The organism is Rhodanobacter denitrificans, from assembly GCF_003335105.1.
Lineage (GTDB): Bacteria > Pseudomonadota > Gammaproteobacteria > Xanthomonadales > Rhodanobacteraceae > Rhodanobacter > Rhodanobacter denitrificans_A.
Map to the genome: position 1 here is coordinate 291,453 of NZ_QFWQ01000005.1, position 17,934 is coordinate 309,386.

The 17,934-nt window shown below is 68.0% G+C and carries 12 protein-coding genes; 9 read left to right on the forward strand and 3 right to left on the reverse strand.

The window, feature by feature from the left end:
- Positions 1 to 110: 110 nt before the first annotated feature.
- A complete protein-coding gene (locus DEO45_RS08665) occupies positions 111 to 1,508 on the reverse strand; it encodes a GntP family permease (RefSeq protein ID WP_114342585.1) in 1,398 nt (465 codons plus the stop codon).
- Positions 1,509 to 1,708: 200 nt separating this feature from the next.
- On the opposite strand from DEO45_RS08665, the gene DEO45_RS08670 reads away from it, so the two are divergent.
- From DEO45_RS08670 to DEO45_RS08685, 4 genes are all read left to right on the forward strand, one after another.
- On the forward strand, positions 1,709 to 3,931 hold the full coding sequence (locus DEO45_RS08670) for a TonB-dependent receptor (RefSeq protein WP_114342588.1): 2,223 nt from the start codon (positions 1,709 to 1,711) through the stop codon (positions 3,929 to 3,931).
- Positions 3,932 to 4,094: 163 nt separating this feature from the next.
- Complete coding sequence (locus DEO45_RS08675; RefSeq protein ID WP_114342590.1) at positions 4,095 to 5,117, forward strand: extracellular catalytic domain type 2 short-chain-length polyhydroxyalkanoate depolymerase; 1,023 nt, start codon at positions 4,095 to 4,097, stop codon at positions 5,115 to 5,117.
- Between the two features lie 856 nt (positions 5,118 to 5,973).
- A complete protein-coding gene (locus DEO45_RS08680; RefSeq protein ID WP_114342592.1) occupies positions 5,974 to 9,282 on the forward strand; it encodes a hybrid sensor histidine kinase/response regulator in 3,309 nt (1,102 codons plus the stop codon).
- Positions 9,283 to 9,485: 203 nt separating this feature from the next.
- Positions 9,486 to 11,087 carry a glucosyltransferase domain-containing protein gene (locus tag DEO45_RS08685; protein ID WP_223250827.1) on the forward strand — a complete coding sequence of 534 codons (1,602 nt, stop codon included), beginning with the start codon at positions 9,486 to 9,488 and terminating at the stop codon, positions 11,085 to 11,087.
- A 54-nt stretch (positions 11,088 to 11,141) separates the two neighbouring features.
- Here the strand turns inward: DEO45_RS08685 and DEO45_RS08690 are convergent, their stop codons facing one another.
- The gene (locus DEO45_RS08690; RefSeq protein WP_114342597.1) at positions 11,142 to 11,801 is read right to left on the reverse strand and encodes a response regulator transcription factor; all 660 of its coding nucleotides are present in this window, start codon (positions 11,799 to 11,801) and stop codon (positions 11,142 to 11,144) included.
- A gap of 152 nt (positions 11,802 to 11,953) precedes the next feature.
- On the opposite strand from DEO45_RS08690, the gene DEO45_RS08695 reads away from it, so the two are divergent.
- The 3 genes from DEO45_RS08695 (at position 11,954) to DEO45_RS08705 (ending at position 14,901) form a co-directional block, all read left to right on the forward strand.
- Entirely contained in the window at positions 11,954 to 13,744 is a 1,791-nt protein-coding gene (locus DEO45_RS08695) for a 3-hydroxybutyrate oligomer hydrolase family protein (RefSeq protein WP_114342923.1), read from the forward strand.
- Between the two features lie 76 nt (positions 13,745 to 13,820).
- Positions 13,821 to 14,330, forward strand: coding sequence for a peptidylprolyl isomerase (locus DEO45_RS08700; protein ID WP_114342600.1), 510 nt, complete (start codon positions 13,821 to 13,823; stop codon positions 14,328 to 14,330).
- Between the two features lie 139 nt (positions 14,331 to 14,469).
- Positions 14,470 to 14,901, forward strand: a complete 432-nt coding sequence (locus tag DEO45_RS08705) for a YidB family protein (protein WP_114342602.1) — start codon at positions 14,470 to 14,472, stop codon at positions 14,899 to 14,901.
- Positions 14,902 to 15,021: 120 nt separating this feature from the next.
- Here DEO45_RS08705 and DEO45_RS08710 read toward each other — a convergent pair whose 3' ends face one another.
- Complete coding sequence (locus DEO45_RS08710; protein ID WP_114342925.1) at positions 15,022 to 15,288, reverse strand: GlsB/YeaQ/YmgE family stress response membrane protein; 267 nt, start codon at positions 15,286 to 15,288, stop codon at positions 15,022 to 15,024.
- 212 nt (positions 15,289 to 15,500) lie between these two features.
- Between DEO45_RS08710 and DEO45_RS08715 the strand changes: the two genes are divergently transcribed.
- Both DEO45_RS08715 and DEO45_RS08720 read left to right on the forward strand, forming a co-directional pair.
- Positions 15,501 to 16,700 carry an aminotransferase class I/II-fold pyridoxal phosphate-dependent enzyme gene (locus DEO45_RS08715; protein WP_114342604.1) on the forward strand — a complete coding sequence of 400 codons (1,200 nt, stop codon included), beginning with the start codon at positions 15,501 to 15,503 and terminating at the stop codon, positions 16,698 to 16,700.
- A gap of 88 nt (positions 16,701 to 16,788) precedes the next feature.
- The gene (locus tag DEO45_RS08720; protein WP_114342927.1) at positions 16,789 to 17,772 is read left to right on the forward strand and encodes a malate dehydrogenase; all 984 of its coding nucleotides are present in this window, start codon (positions 16,789 to 16,791) and stop codon (positions 17,770 to 17,772) included.
- The last annotated feature ends 162 nt before the right edge of the window (positions 17,773 to 17,934 follow it).

Sequence of the window (17,934 nt, forward strand, 5' to 3'; positions counted from 1 at the left end):
TTGAAGGGCGAATTGACCGATTATACGGACTTGTGTGACAACTTGCCCGTCATTTCTTCGATCCGTTCATCCAGTCTGCGCCCAGCGATCCGCGGACACCGCCGCAGCGGCTACACCACGCCGAGGAGATAGTACGCGGCGATAACCACCAGCACCGCCAGCGTCTTGATCACGGTGATCGCGAAAATGTCCTTGTAGGCCTGGCGGTGGGTCAGCCCGGTCACCGCCAGCAGGGTGATCACGGCACCATTGTGCGGCAGCGTGTCCATGCCGCCGGAGGCCATCGCGGCGACCCGGTGCAGCACTTCCATGGGGATGCCGGCGGCGTGCGCGTTGGCGACGAAGGTCTCGGCCATGGCGCCCAGCGCGATGCTCATGCCGCCGGAAGCCGAGCCGGTGATGCCGGCCAGCGCGGTGACGGTGACTGCCTCGTTGATCAGCGGATTCGGGATCGTGTGCAGTGCGTCGGCGACCAGCTTGAAGCCGGGCAGGGCGGCGATCACCGCGCCGAAGCCGTACTCGGAAGCCGTATTCATCGACGCCAGCAGCGCCCCGCCGACCGCTGCCTGGCTGCCGGCGGCGAGGTGCGCGGTCACCACACGCCAGGCAAACGCCAGCACGCACAGGATGCCGACCAGCAGCGCGCCCTCGACCGCCCAGATCGCGGCGACCTTGGACACCTCCTGCACCACCGGCTTCGCGCTGCCGACCACGCTGGGCAGGAACGACTGCGTTTCGCCGTAGAAGCGCGGGATCAGGTCGGTGAACAGCTTGTTGCATGCGCCGACCAGCACCAGCGGCAGCAGTGCAATCAACGGATGCGCCAGCTTGCCGCCCTCGAACGGAGCCGGTTCGTTGACCAGGTTGCCGCCGTAGCCTTCGCCGGCCGCGGCGGCCTTGCGTCGGCGCCAGTCCAGATAACCCAGGCCCGCGATCAGGATGAACACCGCGCCGATCGTGCCCAGCCACGGCGCCGCCCAGGTATTGGTGCCGAAGAACGAGGTGGGGATGATGTTCTGGATCTGCGGCGTGCCCGGCAGCGAATCCATGGTGAAGGTGAACGCGCCCAGCGCGATGGTGCCCGGGATCAGCCGTTTCGGAATGTCCGATTGACGGAACAGTTCCGCGGCGAACGGGTACACCGCGAACACCACCACGAACAGCGACACGCCGCCGTAGGTCAGCAGCGCGCACACCAGCACGATCGACAGGATCGCCCGGCTGCGTCCGACCAGGCCGATGGTGGCCGCCACGATCGCCTTGGAAAAACCGGACAGCTCGATCAGCTTGCCGAACACCGCGCCCAGCATGAACACAGGGAAGTACAGCTTGAGGAAACCGACCATCCTGTCCATGAACAGGCCGGTGAACATCGGCGCCACCAGCGACGGATCGGTCAGCAGCACCGCCCCCAGCGCGGCGATCGGCGCGAACAGGATGACGCTGTAGCCGCGATAGGCCGCGAACATCAGAAAGCACAGCGCGGCCAGCACGATCAGGAATGCCATCCGTAAATCTCCTCGAGATGAGCCCGGGCCGCGGCAACGGCCAGGACCATGGCCCCGGAGTATCCGCAGCGCCGAGCCGGGGCGGCACTGTACGAAGGTACAAGTGCCCGTCCTTCCGCGGATGTCTAAGCTCGTTTCATCAGCATCCATCATCGGTGGTTGCGCTCGCTGTCGAATACACCACGGGGAAAGGGGAAACCATGAAGCGCACGTACCTGAGTCTGGCGATCGGCCTGGCCACCGGACTGCTGTCCGCGGCACCGTTGTATGCGCAGCAGGCCGCCGACACCGGCGGCAAGCCGGCGAAGACCACCGGCGTCAAGCAGCTGGACCAGATCACGGTGACCGCGCGCAAGCGCGAGGAGACCCTGCAGGACGTGCCGATCGCGGTCAGCGCCTTCACCGCGCAGTCGCTGGAACGGCAGAACGTGCAGAACCTGGCCGACCTGCAGGGCAAGGTGCCCTCGCTGCAGATCTACGCCGCGCGCGGCTCCAACACCACGCTCACCGCCTACATCCGCGGCGTCGGCCAGGCCGACCCGACCTGGGGCTTCGACCCGGGTGTTGGCATCTATCTGGACGACGTCTACCTGGCGCGTCCGCAGGGGGCGGTGCTGGACGTGTTCGACGTCAGCCGCATCGAGGTGCTGCGCGGCCCGCAGGGCACGCTGTACGGCAAGAACACCATCGGCGGCGCGATCAAGTACGTCTCCAACCCGCTGCCGGTGAAGACTGAGGGCTCGGTGGAGGCCACCGTCGGCACCCACGGCGAGAAGGACGTCAAGGCCAGCCTTGGCGGCGCCAGCGCGGACCAGGTGTGGCGCGGGCGCATCGCCTACGCCAGCGGGCACAACGACGGTTTCGGCAAGGACCTCCTCAGCGGCAGCCGCAACGGCAACAAGAACAGCAACTCGGCGCGCGCCACGCTCGGCTTCTTCCCGTCCAGCCAGTTCAATGCGCAGCTGTCGGTCGACGGCGTGCGCGACAACTCCAACCCGCGCGGCGCCAAGATGCTAACGGTGAACAAGCTGGACCCGGCCTACCAGCCGCTGTCCAGCGACTTCGACACCCGCAGCGGTTTCGCCCAGCTCAACCACACCAAGCTGTACGGCACCGCGCTGACGATGAACTGGATCGCCAGCCCGAACTGGTCGCTGAAATCGGTGACCGCCGTGCGCGGTTCCTCGACCGACACCAACATCGACTTCGACACGTTGCCGGAGAAGATCGCCGACGTGAATGCGGTCTACAAGGACCATCAGTTCAGCCAGGAATTCCAGGCCAACTACGACGCCGGCGGCAGCCTGCACGGCGTGTTCGGCGCGTACTACTTCGACGGCCATGCCGACGGCGAGATCCACAACATCTTCCTCGGCTCGCCGCCGTACTCCACGCTGCACCTGTCGCAGTACGGCAGCACCGGCGGGCGCATGGGCACCAGGAGCTACGCCGGCTACGGCGATTTCACCTGGGACATCAATTCCAGCTGGAGCCTGGACGTGGGCCTGCGCTACACCCACGAAACCAAGACCGCACTGATCCAGAACTTCGGTTTTTCGGACGAGACCTTCACCACCCGGACCAGCACGCTGGCCAACTTCAGTGGCTCGCACGCGACCAGCAACGTCTCGCCGAAGGTCTCGCTGGACTGGAGCGTGAGCGAGCAGGTGAAGCTCTATGCCAGCTACTCGGAGGGCTTCCACTCCGGCGGCTACAACATCCGCGCCAACTGCGTGGCGGTGCCCAGCTCGTGCCGCCCGATCGACGACGAGAAGGTGCAGTCGTTCGAGCTGGGCAGCAAGATGACCTTCCTCGATGGCGCGCTGATGATGAATACGGCGCTGTTCCACAATCTGTATACCAACATCCAGCTGTCGGTATTCAGCTCCTACACGTTGCCCAACGGCAGCCAGGGCTTCTTCGGCGATTTCACCAATGCCGGCAAGGGCCACATCGACGGCCTGGAGGAGGAGTTCGCCTGGAAGCCGGCCGAGAACTGGACCGTGCGCGGCAATGTTGCCTATCTCCACACCAAGTACACCGAGTACATGACCCGCGGCGTCAACGTCGCCGACCAGCAGAGGTTCACCAACGCGCCGAAGTGGTCCGGCGGCCTGTCGCTGGAGAACACCACGCCGCTGGCCAGCGGCGGCAGCGTCAGCGCGCGGGTGAACTACACCTACCAGAGCATGGTGTACCCGGAAACCACGCTGTCGCCGCTGATCGCCCAGCCCGCGTACGGCCTGTGGAACGCCGGCGTCATCTGGCAGATCAACCAGCCCTGGTCGCTCAGCCTGCAGGGCACCAACCTGGCCAACAAGTCCTACCGCACCACCGGCTACAACGTCGGCGCACTGGGCATCTACACGGGCTTCTACGGCGCTCCGCGGATGGTCATGCTGAGCGCGAAGTACCGGTTCTGACGCGATCGTTCCTCCCCGCCCCGCGGGAGCGCCCAGCGCTTTCGCGGGGCGTTTTTTCCCGCTGCCGGCACGGGCCGGGGCGGGTACCATCGCGGTTCCGGCCGCCTCCGCGCGGCTTCACGGCTCCGGCCGATATTTGCCGGTCCGCCAACGGAGAACATGCATGCGCAACACCCTCGGCCTGCTGGCCCTGCTGCTGGTCGCGCCGCTGGCCCGCGCGGGTGACGCGCCGCCATTGCCGACCCTGAAGATCGACGCCTCGCGTACCGCCGTGGTGGGCCTTTCTTCCGGCGCCTATATGGCGGCGCAGGTGCAGCTGGCCTACCCGGAACTGTTCCCCAATGCGGCGATCGTGGCTGGCGGCCCGTACGGCTGCGCCGGCGGCAAGCTGGAGGTGGCACTGGGCAGCTGCATGAAGGGCGTGCCGGCGCCAGACGTCGGCGCGCTGGTGGCCAGTGCCGGCAGGCGCTCCGCCGCCGGCGAGCTCGGCGCGCTGAAGGAGCTCGCGCACGCTCGCGTCTACCTGCTGCACGGCAAGGGCGACGCGCTGGTGGCACCCGCGGTAGCCGAGGCGGGCGCGCAGTTCTACCGGCAGCTGCGCGACGCCGTGCCGGGGCTGAAAGGCATGCAGGTGCACGACGACGGACAGCGTGCGTTCGCACACAACCTGCCGGTGGCCGCGCGCGGCGAGGATTGCGACAAGTCGGTGGCGCCATACCTGGGTCACTGCGGCTTCGATGCGGCCGGCGAGATTTTCGCGCAGATGTTCGGCAAGCCGCCGCGCGCGGCGGGCAAGGCGCAGGGCGAGCTGCGCACGTTCGACCAGGATGCGCTGCGTCCTGGCGGCGCCGACGCGTTCCTGGCCGCCACCGGCTACGTCTACCTGCCGCCGGCCTGCCTCGCCGGCAAGCCGTGCGGCGTGGTGGTGGCGTTCCACGGCTGCAAGCAGAACGCCGCCGCGGTGGGCAACGCCTTCGTCGAGGACGCCGGCTTCAACCGGTGGGCCGACGTCTATGCCGTGGCGGTGCTATATCCTCAGACCCGCGCAAGTTTCGCGCCCTTGAATCCGCAGGCATGCTGGGACTGGTGGGGATACTCCGGAGCCGACTACGACAGCCGCCACGGCGTGCAGCTGCGTTGGCTGGTGAACGCGGTGCGCACTTTGGGTTTGCCTGCCGGCCATTGATCGCATCCCATGCCGATGGTCTCGACGTCGTTGTAGGAGCGCACCCTGTCCACAAGGGACTTCCTGCGGTCGTGCGCGATGCCTTTGCCCTTGCTGCTTTCAGAGCGAAAAGCTCCAGAGGCAAGAGCTTTCGTGCGCCATCGGCGCCCGAGTTACTTTCTCTTTGCGTGGCCAAAGAGAAAGTAACCAAAGAGAAAGGCCACCCCGCTTGCGCGCTTTCCGGGCATCCTGCCCGGAAAGTTCGCGGCCGGGTTACGGGGTTTGTCGACAGGGCATCGGGCAACCGCTCCCTGCGTTGCCTCAACTCCGGCATCCATGCCGTCGCCTGCCCTGACGCCAAACTGGTTCGCATCCATGCGAACCACCCTTCGGGCTTTTCCTCCACCCGCCCGCCGCTGCAGAGGGGACCCCGGGTAGAGCGGCGCGCATCCTGCGCGCACTTTTCGGAAGAGCCAGGTCAAGAGCAGAGCAGGAGCAGGGCGACGCCTTGCTGTTGCTTCGGCCTTTCGTCTTTCCACCGAGTGCGGGCCACGATGGCCAGCTGCTCTACCCGGGGTCCCTTGCGCGGCGGTGAGTCGGGGTCGACAGGCCGCGCAGCGGGTGTTGCCAGGGATGGCAACACCTTTTCGCGCGGGCAGGATGCCCGCTCGAAAAGCCCGGCCCCGACTCACGGACTTGCCGGGCAGGAGCCCGGCAAGCGCCAAACGGGGGGTCGTTTTCTCTTGGTTACTTCTCTTTTGGACAAGCAAAAGAGAAGTAACTCGGCCTCCGCAGGAGGTCGAAAGCTCTTCGCTCTGAACCAGCTGGGCGTGATCGAAGCGTTGCGGCTAAAGCCACTCGCGCAAGCGCAAACACCATGCTGAGCGCCAGCGTCATCGCCGTCGCCGCGCTGTGCTGGCTCGGCCTGCTGTTCGGTGTGGCCCTGCTCGGCGAACGCCGCCCACACATTTTCGAGAAGCGCTGGGCGATCGTCTACGCGCTGTCGCTGGCGATCCACTGCACCTCGTGGACGTTCTACGGCACCGTGACCCAGGCCAGCCGCTCGGGCTGGTGGCTGCCGCCGACGTTCGTCGGGGCGATCCTGATGTACCTGTTCGCGTTGGGTTTCCTGCGCCGGATGGTGCAACTGGTGCGTGAGTACAACGCCGGTTCGCTGGCCGACCTGATCGCGGTGCGGCTGGGGCGGCATCCGGGACTGGCGGCGTTGGTCACGGTGGTAGTGGTGATCGGCATCGTGCCGTACATCGCGCTGCAGCTGAAGGCGGTGGCGATGAGCTACGGCATCCTCAGCCATGGCCAGCTGGCCGAATCCAGCCCGTGGCAGGACAGCGCGCTGTATGTGGCATTGCTGATGGCGCTGTTCGCGATGCTGTTCGGCACCCGGCGCGCCTCGACCATGGCGCACAACCGCGGGCTGGTGCTGGCGATGGCGTTCGAATCGCTGTTCAAGCTGGGCGCGATGCTGGCGCTGGGCACGCTGCTGTTCGCCGCGTTGCCGGCGGATCTGCCGGCGAATGTGCCGGCGCCGCCGGACAGCGGCGGCTTCCCTGCGCTGATCCTGCTCGGCGCGCTGGCGATGTTCACCATGCCGCACCAGTTCTACGCCGGTATCGTGGAATGCCGCGAGGATGGCCAGCTGCGCACCGCGCGCTGGCTGTTCCCGCTGTATCTGCTGCTGATCTCGCTGCCGATCCTGCCGCTGGCGCGGCTGGGCGACGCGTGGCTGGGCGCGAGCGGCGTGTCGTCGGACATGTACGTGCTGGCGCTGCCGCTGGCGCGCGGCGAACACGGGTTGGCGCTGGTCGCTTTCCTCGGTGGCCTGAGCGCCGCCACCAGCATGGTGGTGATCGCCACGCTGACCCTGAGCCTGATGGTGGTCAACCACTTCATCGCGCCGCTGCGGGTGCGGGCGGGCTGGGGCCGCGACGAGCACGGCGATCTGCGCGGCGAACTGCTGAACTACCGGCGCGTGGCGATCCTGGTGGTGATCCTGCTGGCCTGGGCCTATAGCCGGCTGCTGGCGGGCAACGAGGCGCTGGCCGACATCGGCGCGATTTCATTCTCCGCGCTGGCCGGGCTGACCCCGGCGCTGCTGGCCGCGGTGTACCGGCCGCAACTGGGTTCGCGCGCGGTCATGGCCGGGCTTGCCGCCGGCACCCTGGTGTGGATGTATGCGGTGCTGCCAGCATTGCTGTCGTCCCTGCCGGCATGGCTGCATGACGGCCCGTTCGGCCTGCACTGGCTGGCGCCGGACGGCCTGCTCGGGCTGGGCAACTGGAACCGGCTTGGTCGGGCCGTGGTGGTGAGCCTGCTGGTCAACGTCGCGGTGATGCTGGCGGTGGCCGGTTCGCGCTACGGCAGGGTGGCGCGTGCGGTCAGCGTGGGCGATGTCGGTCTGGTCGAACTGCGCGCGCTGGCGGCGCGCTTCCTGCCGTCGGAGCGGGTCGAACACCTGTTCGCCAGCGCGCCCGCTGTGGGGCCGGCCGGCGGTGCGCGCGTCGCCGAGGTCGAGCACGAGCTGGCCGCGGTGATCGGCGCCGCCTCCGCGCGCCTGCTGCTGGAGGTGGTGCACCGGCAGGGCCGCGACGACCTCGATACGGTGGTCGCCATCGTCGGCGAGGCGGCGCAGGACCTGCGCTTCAACCAGCGCGTGCTGGAGGCGGCGCTGGAGAACATGAGCCAGGGCATCTGCGTGGTCGACGCGGAGCTGCGCCTGGTGGCCTGGAACACGCCGTACGCGCGACTGTTCGACTATCCGCCGGAGATGTTGCAGGTGGGCCGGCCGGTGGCCGAGCTGACCCGTTACAACATCGACGCCGGCATGCTCGGCCCGGGTGAGGCGGAGCAGCGCGTGCAGCGTCGGCTGGCGCACATGCGCGAGGGCACCCGGCATCTGTCCGAGCGCCGCTTTCCCGACGGCACCATCGTCGAGATCCGCGGCAATCCGATGCCCGGCGGTGGCTTCGTCGCCACCTTCACCGATGTCACCGCGTTCCGCCAGACCGAGGCCGCGCTGAAGCGCGTCAACGAGACGCTGGAACTGCGGGTGGAAAAACGCACCCGCGAACTGGCTGCGGCCTCGGCCGAGGCACAGGCGGCGAACGAGGCGAAGAGCCGCTTCCTCGCCGCGGTCAGCCACGACCTGATGCAGCCGCTGCACGCGGCGCAGCTGTTCGCCCACTCGCTCACCGAAAGCGGCACCGACGGGGCCAGCGCGCGGCATCTCAACGGCGCGCTCGCTGCCACCGAAGGCCTGCTCACCGGGTTGCTCGACGTGGCCCGGCTCGAGGGTGGCCGCCTCCATCCGCAGCCGCGCGCGTTCGCGCTGGCCGAAGTGCTGGATCCGCTGGCCGCCGAGTTCCGTGCCATCGCGATCGACCGCGGCGTGCGGCTGGACGTGGTCGGTACGCGCGCGTGGGTGCGCTCCGATCCGCAACTGCTGCGCCGGGTGCTGCAGAACTTCCTGTCCAACGCGCTGCGCTATGGCGAACGCGGCCGCGTGCTGCTCGGCGCGCGCCGGCGCGGCGTGCAGCTCCGCATCGAGGTGTGGGACACCGGCCCCGGCATCGCGCCGGAGGAGCAGCGGCTGATCTTCCAGGAGTTCCGCCGCGGCAGCGCCGCGGGCGGGCAGGGCCTGGGCCTGGGCCTGTCGATCGCCCAGCGCATGGCCGACCTGCTCGGCCACCCGCTCGGGCTGCGTTCGTGGCCCGGCCGCGGCAGCGTGTTCCATGTCGACATGCCGGTGGCGCAGGCCGTGGCGCGATCCGCGCCGCCCGCGCATGCGCCACAGCCGCTGCCTGCCGGCCGCGCGTTGCTGCTGGACAATGAACCGGCGGCGCTGGCCGCGCTTGGCAGCCTGCTGGCCGGCTGGGGCTGGCACGTCCATGTCGCCCGCAACGCCGAGCAGGCGCTGGCCGCACCGTGGCAGCCCGACCTGCACATCCTCGATTTCCATCTCGACGGCGGGCAGACCGGGCTGGACGTGTGGCATCTGCTGCGCGCCCGGTACGCCGACGTACCCGCCGTGATGCTCACCGCCGACCGCGACGGTGAATTGCGCCAGCGCCTGCTCGAAGCCGGAGTAGGCGTGCTGTACAAGCCGCTGAAGCCGCTGGCGTTGCGGCAGGTGCTGCAGCGGGTGACCGCGGGCGCCGTGCGGCCCTGATCGGCATGGCGGCCGCCCTGGGCACTTCCGGTCACCCGCGTCGATCCCTCATCATTCCGGCAGGGCGATCCAATCGGCGGCGCCCATTTTCCGGCGGAATTTCCGATGCCGCAGACATGCCTGACGACGTGGGCTGATACTCCCCGAGACCCATGCGTTGCCGTGGGCGCCGCAGCAGCGAGCCCTGCACCATGAGCCAGCCGATGCCGCAGGACATGCCCGGCGCTGGCGGCGCCGCTTCACGGCGCGCCGGCCGCGGCGTCTTCGTCATCCTGCTCGCGCTGTACGTGCTGATCCTTTACCCGATCCTGCGCGCCAACCGTTATTACATGGACGACCTGAAGCGCGCGCTGATCGGCCATACCGGCTGGGATTCCAATGGCAGGCCGCTGACGACCCTGCTGATGAAACTGTTGCAGTGCTACGACTCGGCGCTGGTCGACCTCTCCCCGCTGACCCAGATCGGCGCCGTCGTGGTGCTCGCCTGGGCTGGCGCGATGATCGCGCGCCGCTACGCCATCCGCTCGCCGTGGGTGGCAGCCCTGGTGGCGTTTCCGCTGGGTGCACAGCCGTTCTACCTGGAGAATCTTTCCTACAAGTTCGATGCCCTGAGCATGAGCATGGCGATGCTGCTCGCCCTGTTGCCGCTCATCGCGCTGAAAGACGACCGCCGCGGATGGTGGCTCGGCGTGCTGGCGATTTTTGCCAGCCTCTGCTTCTACCAGGCCGCCATCAATGCCTATCTGATCTTCGTGCTGCTGGAGGTGGTGCTCGCCCAGTTGCACGGGGAGGAATTGCGGCGCTGGACCAGGCGGTTCCTGGCGCGGGCCGGGCAGGTCGGCCTCGCCATGCTGGTCTATCAGGTGCTCGTCGGTATCCACATCCACGGCTGGGTGAAGCAGAAGGCGGAGCGGATCCACGGCTTGCACGACCTGCCGCTGATCAAGGGCAACGTCATCGATTTCTGCGGGTTCATCGGCAGCAGCTTCAATCGCCACTGGTGGATGTATTTCGCCCCGGTCCTGGTGTTGCTGGCGCTGCTTCCCGTGGCGATCGGCCTGCGTTATACGCTGCGAGTTCGGCACGCGCATCCGGCCTGGGTCGGCGCGATCCTGTTCGTGACTGCTTTCGCGCTGCCGCTGGCGGCGCTGCTCTGTGTGGCGGGGCCCATGCTGGTGCTGCTCAAGCCGGAGATCGAGCCGCGCGTGCTGGTGGGCGTGGGTGCCCTGCTGGCGGCGGCACTGATCGTCATGCAGGCGGCCCTGCGGCAATGGCGTCGCTCGGCGCGGTGGGTCGTGGGCGTCGCCGGCATGCTCGCCCTCGGCATGTGTGCCATCGCCAGCGCCTATGGCAATGCCATGGGCGAGCAGAAAAGCTACGAGGAGCGGATTGCCGCGCGACTGGCCGACGACCTTGCCGAGCTGGGAGCCGCCGCGCCGCTGCACGCCTACCTGCTTGACGGCACGGCGGGATACTCGCCCCCCGCGGCGCACGTCGTGGAGCAGTTCCCGCTGGCCCGCGCGCTGGTGCCGATCTATCTTTCCGTGGACGACATGTTCGCCACCCACAACTTCCTCAACTACTACGTCCCCGAGCTGGTGGACCTGCGCTTCCGGACCGACTCCGTGGCGACGCAGCGGATGACCGCCATCCTGGCGGAGGCCTGCACGGTGCCGGTGGCGCGCCGCACCCGCGCCTACACCCTGCGCCTGGTGGGCGATACCGTGGTGGTGACGTTCGGCTCCGTGCTTGCGCAGCGTTGCGCCGGCGGCACGGGCGCCGATGCGAGCCTGCCCCGGAGGTAGCGGGCAGGCGGCGGATGCATGGCGCGATGCACGGCCATCCGCACCGTGCCGCGCTCAGGCTTCCCGCGTCGGGGTTTCCAGCTCCAGCGACCGCAGCGCCATCCCGGCCTGCGTCCGGTTGCGCACCTTCAGCTTCTCGAAGATGGCGGTGACATGCGCCTTGACCGTGCGTTCCTGGATACCCAGGCGGTCGGCGATCTGCTTGTTGAGCAAGCCTTCGGCGAGCAGTGCCAGCACGCGCGACTGTTGTTCGGTGAGGCGGGCGAGGCGGCGGGCGAGATCGGTGTCGGCGGGGTCGGCCGGCAACGCGGCGACGGCGTCGGCGAGGCCGGGCGGCAGCCAGCTGCCGCAGTCGAGCACGCTCCTGATCGCGCTGCCGATTTCGGCAGGGCTGGCGCTCTTGGGAATGAAGCCGGCGGCACCGTGGTCGAGCACGCGGCGCACGATGCGCGGGTCGTCGTGGGCGGACACCACCAGCACGGCCACGCCAGGATGCTGGCCGCGCAACGCGGCGAGCCCGGACAGGCCGCGGCTGCCGGGCATGTGCAGGTCGAGCAGGACCAGGTCGGTATCCGGTTCGGCGGCCAGCACGTCGAGCACGCCGGACAGGTCGGCGGCTTCCTGCACGCGGCAGCCGGGCAGGTTCTCGCCGGCGGCCAGGCGCAGCGCAGCGCGGAACAGCGGATGGTCGTCGGCGATCAGCAGGGTGGTCATCCCGCCGAAGTTAACGGGCCGTGGCGGCCACGTCGAGTTCGGCGCATGGACTTTCGTACGATGGCGGCCGCCGATGTGTTTGCTAGGGTGACCGGATGAGGAACTCCGCCCGCATTTCTCCGCTGCTGTTCTTGTTCGCCCTCGTATCGGTCATGCTGGCGGGGTGTGCCGGCCAGGGAACGAGGAAGGAATCCGCCATGCGTGAGGTCGATTACGGCAACGTGCGGGTAACCGAGCATCGCGGCCCCGACGATCTGCTGAGCGCGGGGCTGGGCCTGGCAGGACTGGCCGGCCTGCCATCGCCGTTCGCCAATCCGCTGGATCCCACCGCTGAGGAACTGCGCCGGCGCGCGATCCAGAACAGCTGGAAAGGGATCGCCGACCTCGGTCCACTGGGTGGTTACGGTACGGTCTACGGCGCTGTGCCGGACGTGCCGGGGGGCGAATACCAGGCGTTCGCGCGCATCCCCGGCGCCCGTTCGCCGCATCGCGTGCTGCTGCAGCTGCCGGATCACTTCGATCGGCAGAAACGCTGCCTGGTGGTGACCGCTTCGTCCGGTTCGCGCGGTATCTATGGCGCGATTGCACTGGCTGGCGCCTGGGGCCTGCCGCACGGCTGCGCGGTGGCGTACACCGACAAGGGCACCGGCGCGGGTTACTTCGATTACGCCGACGGCAGCGGCGTGGCGCTGGACGGCCGTCGCGCGAAGCGCGGCGAGGCGGAACTGGAATTCCAGCCGCCGCCGGCGTCGCCCGCTGCGGGTATCGCGATCAAGCATGCGCATTCGGGCGACAACCCCGAGGGGGACTGGGGCCGCCACGTGATCCAGGCGGCGCAGTTCGGCCTGGCCATGCTCGACCGCGCGTTTCCAGGTGAAGCGCCGTTCACGCCGCAGAACACGAAGATCATCGCTGTCGGCGTCTCCAATGGCGGCGGCGCGGTGCTGCAGGCGGCGGGACTGGACCAGGAACACTTCTTTGCCGGCGTGGTGGCGCTGGAGCCGAACGTGCACGTGCAGGACCGCGGCCGCGCACTGTACGACTACGCCACCGAGGCGGCGATCTGGTTGCCGTGCGCGTTGAGCGCAGAGCATTTTGCCCCGGTGCCGCTGGCGCGCGGACCGCGCGGCGTGCCGCTGCCGGCGTGGCTGATCCGTTGCGCCAGCCTGCGCGCGCAGGGCAAGCTCGGCGGCAACACCGTGGCCGTGCAGGCGGAACAGGCGCGGCAATACCTGTACGCGCGCGGCTGGACCGACGAGGCGATGCATACCGCGGCCAGCACGACCGCCTTCGACCTTTGGCGGGTGATCGCCGCGGGCTACGCCTCGGCCTACCTGCGCCGCGGTGCCACGGACATGCCGTGCGGCTTTCATTACGCGGCGATCGGTGCGGGCGGGCTGCCCGGCGTCACCGATCCGGTGACGCGGGCCAGCTGGTGGGCGGATGGTTCGGGTATTCCGCCGGGCAATGGCATCGGCCTGTTCGGCGGCATGAACGTCTCGGCCGATCCCGCCCTCATCGGCAGCGAGTGCCTGCGCGCGCTGTGGACCGGCGACGACCACGAGTCGCAGATGCTGCACGCCGCCGTAGCGGCCACTGCAGCGAGACTGCCGCGTCGCGACCTGCCGCTGTGGGTGCTGCACGGCTCCGGCGACGGCCTGCTGCCCACCGCCTTCAGCTCCGAACCCTATGTGGCATGGCTGCACGACGAGGGACGCCACCCGATCTACTGGAAGGTGCCGCACGCGCAACACTTCGATGCCTTCCTGGCGCTGCCCGGCTTCGGCGAGCACTACGTGCCGCTGCTGCCGTATGGCTATGCCGCGCTGGACCGGTTGTGGGCGCACCTGTACGAAGATGCGGCGTGGCCGCTCGACGCGCCGGCGCCGGCGGCACGGCCGCGAGGTGCCGGGCCGCTGGCGCGCGGCATGCTGGGTCTGTAGAGGGTGCTGGGTTATCCTTGACCATCCTCGTGCCGGTGCCCCGGCGCGGAGCAGCTTTCAAACCCAAGGATTTGCGATGACCATCAACGTCACCTTCACCACCAACCGCGGCCCGATCCACCTGCGCCTGCATGAAGACAAGGCGCCGGTCACGGTGGCCAGCTTCGTCAACCTGGCCCGTCGCGGCTACTACGATGGCCTGTCGTTCCATCGCGTGATCGCCGACTTCATGATCCAGGGCGGTTGCCCCGAGGGCAGCGGCCGCGGCGGCCCGGGCTACAAGTTCGAGGACGAGTTCAACCCGTCGCTGCGCCATGACAAGCCGGGGGTGTTGTCGATGGCGAATGCCGGCCCGCGGACCAACGGCAGCCAGTTCTTCATCACCCACGGTCCGACGCCGTGGCTGGACGGCAAGCACAGCGTGTTCGGCGAGGTGGTCGATGCGGCCGACATGGACGTGGTCAACGCGATCCGGCAGGGCGACACGATCGAGAAGGTCACCGTCGAGGGCGACGTCGACGCGTTGCTGGCGGCGCAGGCCGATCGCGTGGCGGAATGGAACGCGGTGCTCGACCGGCGCGGCTGAGTTTTTGTCACGGATGCACAGGAAACCGCCGGTTCCAGCCGGCGGTTTCTTTTTGTGCGCGAACGTCATGACAAATACGGTTTCCCGTGTCTATGATCGGCTGGCTACGCATCCATTCACTTGATGAAGGAGAACGACCATGTCATTTCTCGACAGTTTGCTCGGTGGACAGGGGCAACAGGCCGGTGGTACGGGTTCGCTGGTCGGCGTGGCCGGCCAGTTGCTGCAGCAGGCCGGCGGGGTGCAGGGCTTGGCCAGCATGTTGCAGCAGCATGGTCTGGGCGATGCCGTGCAGTCGTGGATCGGCACCGGCGCCAACCAGCCGGTTTCCGGCGAGCAGCTCGGCCAGGCGCTGCAGAGCGGCGGCATGGGCTCGGTGGTGCAGGAAGCCGCCAGCAAGCTCGGCGTCGATCCCAGCGTGGTGCTCAATGGTTTGTCGCAGGTGCTGCCGCATGCGGTCGATCACCTGACGCCGGACGGCCAGGCTCCGGCTGCCGGGCAGCAGGGCGGTGGTTTCGACCTCGGCATGCTCGAAGGCCTCGCCGGCAAGCTGCTCGGCAGCAGGGCCTGAAGCGGCTGGCCTGAAAGCGGGGCGGTTCACTGAAGTAAAAAACGGCGGGAGTCATCCCGCCGTTTTTCTTTTTGCGCAGCCAACCGGGGCGGACGCTTGCGCCCCGGTCGCCGACGAAGCTCAGTGCACCACGAAGTGCACGACCAGCAGCAGGATGACGGCGCCCACGATCGACATCAGGAAGCCGGCGGTATGGAACTTGGAGTCGGGCGGCGGCGCGCTGATCATCCTGCCGATCAGGCCACCGATAACCGAACCCACGATGCCGACGATGGCCGTCAGCCAGAAGCCGAGGTGGATGTCGGCATGGAAGATGTGAACGAGGAGAAACTTGCCGATCAGACCGACGAAGAAGCCGACGATGATGGACCATATCAGGTGGAGCATGGACATCTACCTCCCGGGTTGTTGTTGACTCGACCAATTCCACCAGCGACCGTGTGCACGATGGTGCGGCGGCGTCCGCATCATGCATGGAGTTGCCCGAATTGCGCCATAGGCGTCTGATCCCGCAAGGTTTTGCGGATCGCTGGATGCCGCAGTGCCGCATGCTAAAATTCCCCGGTTTGCAGACCTCACCCACTGACGTCGAGGAACCCATGCCCCAGCTCGCCCAGCGCGTCGGTCGCGCCAAACCCAGCGCGATCATGGTGATTGCCGAGAAGGCGAAGCAGCTCAAGGCTGCCGGCCGCGACATCATCAGCTTCTCGATCGGCGTACCGAATTTCCTGCCGGGCGAGCATGTATACGCCGCCGCGCGCGAGTCGCTGTCGCACGACTCCGGCCAGTACGGCAGCAACCGCGGTGCCGAGGCCCTGCTGGATGCGTTCCTCGGGCATATCGAGGCGCTGGGCTTCACCGGCTACACCCGGATGAACCTGTCGATCGGCATCGGCGCCAAGCAGGTGCTGTACAACCTGGCCGAGGCACTGCTGGACGAGGGCGACGAGATCTGCTTCGCCGCGCCGTACTGGACCACCTACCGCGACATCGCCGACATCGTGGGCGCGAAGGCCAACGTCATGCACTGCGGGCCGGAGCAGGACTACAAGCTCACCCCGACCCAGCTCGACGCCGCGCTGGCGCGCAAGCCGAGGGTGTTCCTGTTCAACAACCCGTCCAACCCCACCGGCATGGTCTATACCGCCGGGGAGATCGCGGCGCTGGCCGACGTGCTGGCGAAGCACCCGGACACCTGGGTGATCACCGACGACATCTATAACTCGATGGTGTTCGACGGCATCGGCTACCACAATTTCGTGTTCGCCAGGCCCGAGTTGCGCGACCGGGTGATCTTCGTCGATTCGGTATCCAAGACCTACGGCATGCCAGGCTGGCGTGTGGGCCTGGTGGCTGGCCCCGAAGCGGTGGCCAAGGCGGTCACCACGCTCAATTCGAACCATATCACCAGCCTGCCGGAGGTAATCACCGCGGCGGCGGTGGCGGCGTTCAGCGGATCGCAGGACATCCCGCGGGCAAAGTGCGCCGAGTTCGCCGGCAAGCGCGACCTCGTGGTCGCCGCGCTGGGCGCGATTCCCGGCGTGGCCTGCCCGCGGCCGCAGGGGGCGTTCTACGCGTTCCCCGACATTTCCGTGGCGTTCGGCAAAAGCCACCATGGCACGAAGATCAACAACGACGTGGAGTTCTGCGCCGCGCTGCTGGAGGCCAAGGGCGTCGCCTGCGTGCCGGGCTCCGCTTTCGGCGAGCCACGCGCGATGCGTATCTCCTACACCTGCCCGACCGCACAATTGCAGCCGGGCCTGCAACGCATCCAGCAGTTCTTCGCTGAACTGACCTGAAAACATGGATCGGGAGCCGGGCATGGGGGAATCGCTCCATGCCGATCTCCCGATCACCCTTCCGATTCCCTCTCACGGAGATCAAATGATGAAAGCCCCCGTTCGAGTTGCCGTCACCGGCGCCGCTGGCCAGATCGGTTATGCCCTGTTGTTCCGCATCGCCGCCGGCGACATGCTGGGTCCGGATCAGCCGGTGATCCTGCAGCTGCTGGAAATCACCCCGGCGCTGCCGTCGCTGCAGGGCGTGGTGATGGAACTGAACGACTGTGCGTTCCCGACCCTGGCCGGCGTGGTGGCAACCGATGACGCCAACGTCGCGTTCAAGGACGTCGACTACGCGCTGCTGGTCGGCGCCCGTCCGCGCGGCCCCGGCATGGAGCGCAAGGATCTGCTGGAGGCGAATGGTGCGATCTTCGGCCCCCAGGGCAAGGCGCTGAACGCGCACGCCAAGCGTGACGTGCGGGTGCTAGTGGTGGGCAACCCGGCCAACACCAATGCGCTGATCGCCCAGCAGAACGCCCCGGACCTGGATCCGAAGTGCTTCACCGCGATGGTCCGCCTCGACCACAACCGCGCCAAGAGCCAGCTGGCCGAGAAGACCGGCAAGCACAACACCGACGTGAAGAAGATGACGATCTGGGGCAACCACAGCTCCACCCAGTATCCGGATCTGCACCACGCCCTCGTCGACGGCAAGCCGGCGCTGTCACTGGTCGACCAGGCCTGGTACGAGAGCGACTTCATCCCCACCGTGCAGCAGCGCGGCGCGGCGATCATCAAGGCGCGCGGTGCTTCCTCGGCTGCGTCGGCCGCGTCGGCCGCGATCGACCACATGCGCACCTGGGCGCTGGGCACGGAAGAGGGCGACTGGGCTTCGATGGGCATTCCGTCGGACGGCTCCTACGGCATCGCCCCGGGCGTGATCTACGGCTACCCGGTGACCGTGAAGAACGGCAAGTACGCGATCGTGCAGGGCCTGGAGATCGGCGGATTCTCGCGCGCCCGCATGGACGCCACCGACAAGGAGTTGCGCGAGGAGCGCGCCGGCGTCGAGCACCTGTTCGCGAAGTAAGCGAGCGCACAAGTTCATCGCAGACTTAAGGAGGGCGGCCATGGGCCGCCCTCCTGGTTTCTGCCAGGGCTGCTCCTGGCCATCGGCGACTACGACCATCGTCGCGATGATGCGGCCGCCGGCGTGTTCTAGGCTTGCTGCAACGAAGCCCCGGAGTCCGCC

Excerpts from the sequence above, each read along its gene's own strand:
- DEO45_RS08665 (WP_114342585.1), bottom strand. The coding sequence starts at position 1,508 with ATGGCATTCCTGATCGTGCTGGCCGCGCTGTGCTTTCTGATGTTCGCG.
- DEO45_RS08670 (WP_114342588.1), top strand. The coding sequence starts at position 1,709 with ATGAAGCGCACGTACCTGAGTCTGGCGATCGGCCTGGCCACCGGACTG.
- DEO45_RS08675 (WP_114342590.1), top strand. The coding sequence starts at position 4,095 with ATGCGCAACACCCTCGGCCTGCTGGCCCTGCTGCTGGTCGCGCCGCTG.
- DEO45_RS08680 (WP_114342592.1), top strand. The coding sequence starts at position 5,974 with ATGCTGAGCGCCAGCGTCATCGCCGTCGCCGCGCTGTGCTGGCTCGGC.
- DEO45_RS08685 (WP_223250827.1), top strand. The coding sequence starts at position 9,486 with ATGCCGCAGGACATGCCCGGCGCTGGCGGCGCCGCTTCACGGCGCGCC.
- DEO45_RS08690 (WP_114342597.1), bottom strand. The coding sequence starts at position 11,801 with ATGACCACCCTGCTGATCGCCGACGACCATCCGCTGTTCCGCGCTGCG.
- DEO45_RS08695 (WP_114342923.1), top strand. The coding sequence starts at position 11,954 with ATGCTGGCGGGGTGTGCCGGCCAGGGAACGAGGAAGGAATCCGCCATG.
- DEO45_RS08700 (WP_114342600.1), top strand. The coding sequence starts at position 13,821 with ATGACCATCAACGTCACCTTCACCACCAACCGCGGCCCGATCCACCTG.
- DEO45_RS08705 (WP_114342602.1), top strand. The coding sequence starts at position 14,470 with ATGTCATTTCTCGACAGTTTGCTCGGTGGACAGGGGCAACAGGCCGGT.
- DEO45_RS08710 (WP_114342925.1), bottom strand. The coding sequence starts at position 15,288 with ATGCTCCACCTGATATGGTCCATCATCGTCGGCTTCTTCGTCGGTCTG.
- DEO45_RS08715 (WP_114342604.1), top strand. The coding sequence starts at position 15,501 with ATGCCCCAGCTCGCCCAGCGCGTCGGTCGCGCCAAACCCAGCGCGATC.
- DEO45_RS08720 (WP_114342927.1), top strand. The coding sequence starts at position 16,789 with ATGAAAGCCCCCGTTCGAGTTGCCGTCACCGGCGCCGCTGGCCAGATC.